This window comes from Streptomyces sp. NPDC054770, from assembly GCF_053611985.1.
Window position 1 is genome coordinate 1 of the sequence record NZ_JBSHBL010000190.1, and the last position, 1,950, is coordinate 1,950.

2 protein-coding genes are annotated in these 1,950 nt (G+C 65.8%); both read right to left on the bottom strand.

Annotated elements, in window-relative coordinates; all coding sequences use genetic code 11:
- Positions 1-91 precede the first annotated feature (91 nt).
- Positions 92-478 (bottom strand): VOC family protein, encoded by a 387-nt coding sequence (locus ACWGKQ_RS52130; protein WP_453299173.1) that lies wholly within the window; start codon positions 476-478, stop codon positions 92-94.
- A gap of 91 nt (positions 479-569) precedes the next feature.
- A complete protein-coding gene (locus ACWGKQ_RS52135) occupies positions 570-1,826 on the bottom strand; it encodes an IS256 family transposase (protein WP_453299174.1) in 1,257 nt (418 codons plus the stop codon).
- Positions 1,827-1,950: the final 124 nt, after the last annotated feature.

The following is a 1,950-nucleotide window of genomic DNA, read 5'->3' on the forward strand; positions in this document are numbered from 1 at the left end:
CGAGTAATTGTCAATTCCTGTGGATCAGTTGCGGTCGACCAGGCCGCGATAGTGGCGGAACCTTCGATAAGGTTGCAGGCTGGCCCCCCGCTCACGAGCGCATGATGCAGAACTCGTTGCCATCGGGGTCCTGCATCGTGATCCAGTCCTCACGCTCGGCCTGAACCGTTGCCCCGAGTGCGCATAGCCGCTTGACCTCTGCGGCTGCATCGGCCGTACTCAGGTCGAGATGGACCCGGTTCTTGGCCCGTTTGTCCTCTGGCACCAGTTGGAAGAAGATGCGAGGCAGCCTGCCGTCTGCGCCGACGAGCAGGACAGTGGGGTCGTCCTCCGGGTCATTGATGCCCAAGGAACGTAGCCGCGTCAGCTCCTCCTCGTCGTACGGCGCGATTTGGTAGTCGTCCAGGGCCTGAGCCCAGAATCGGGCGGCCGACGCCGGATGAGGGCTGTCGAAGACGATGTCCTTGATGGATGCCACAGGACTCCCTTCAGAACGGATGACGTCAGCGAGCTGATCCGAGCCGTCCGTGGTGAGCAACTGGCAGGAACTGTAGATCAGTTGGTGTGGTTCAGGCCGCGCTGAGCTCGGGTCGTTCGACGAGCTGGCCTCGTTCGAAACGGGCACCGGCGCGGACGAGGGCGACGAGGTGGGGTGCGTTCACGGCCCGCCACCGCTGCTGGGCGGAATCGACGAGTTTGAAGACCATGGCGAGGGCGGCAGCGCGGGAGCCGGCCCCGCGGGTGACCTTGGTCCGCAGGCGGACCGTGGCGAAGGTGGACTCAATGGGGTTGGTGGTGCGCAGGTGGATCCAGTGTTCGGCGGGGAAGTCGAAGAACGCCAGCATCTGGTCCTGGTCGTCGGTGATCTTCTTGACGGCCTTGGGGAACTTCGCGCCGTAGAGCTGCGCAAACGTCGTGATCGCTGCCTGTGCGTGCTGCTTGTCCTCGGCGTTGTAGATGTCCTGGATAGCTTTCTTCGCGCCGGGCTGCGCGGACTTCGGCATGGCGTCGAGCACGTTTGCGGTTTTATGAACCCAGCACCTCTGCTCGCGGGTTTCGGGGAAGACCTCGGCCAGAGCCTTCCAAAAGCCCAGGGCGCCGTCGCCGACCGCGAGGACGGGGGCGCGCATGCCCCGGCGGGCGCAATCGCGCATCAGGTCGGCCCAGGACTCACCCGATTCGCGGTATCCGTCCTTGAGCGCGACCAGTTCCTTCGAGCCGTCGGCGCGGACTCCGATGAGCACCAGGACGCAGGCTTTGGCCTCCTCCAGGCGGACGTTGAGGTGAATGCCGTCGGCCCACACGTACACGTAGTCGACCTCCGCGAGGTCGCGGGCCATGAATGCGGCATGGTCGGCCTGCCACTGCTGCGTGAGCCGGGTGACCGTGGCCGGGGAGAGCCCAGCCGAGCTGCCCAGGAACTGCTCCAAGGCGGGCACGAAGTCGCCGGAGGACAGTCCGTGCAGGTAGAGCAGAGGCAGCACCTCGCTGATCTTCGGGGACTTACGGCACCACGGCGGCAGGATCGCCGAGGAGAACCGCTTGCGCTCGCCGGTCGCTTCGTCGATGCGCTTGTCGTTCACCCGCGGTGCCTTCACCTCGACCGCGCCGGCCGCCGTGGTCACGGAGCGCGGCTGGTGGTAGCCATTGCGCACGACTAGGCGGTGGCCCTTCTGGTCGCGCTGTTCGGCCAACTCCGCTATGTAGGCGTTGACTTCGGCCTCCAGCGCGGCGGCCAGCATCCGCCGTGCGCCTTCACGGACGATCTCATCGATCAGAGAGGAGCCGTTGGCGGTGGTGCCGTCGGCGTTCACTACGCTGAGCACGGCGTGCCTTCCCGACCCGCGCGGCAACGCGGGCCTACTCGATACCAGTCAATCGATCACTCGGGAAGGTACGCCCCTCGGGCGTGCCCTCCCGAGCCGATCCACAGGTAATGAGCATTGCTCG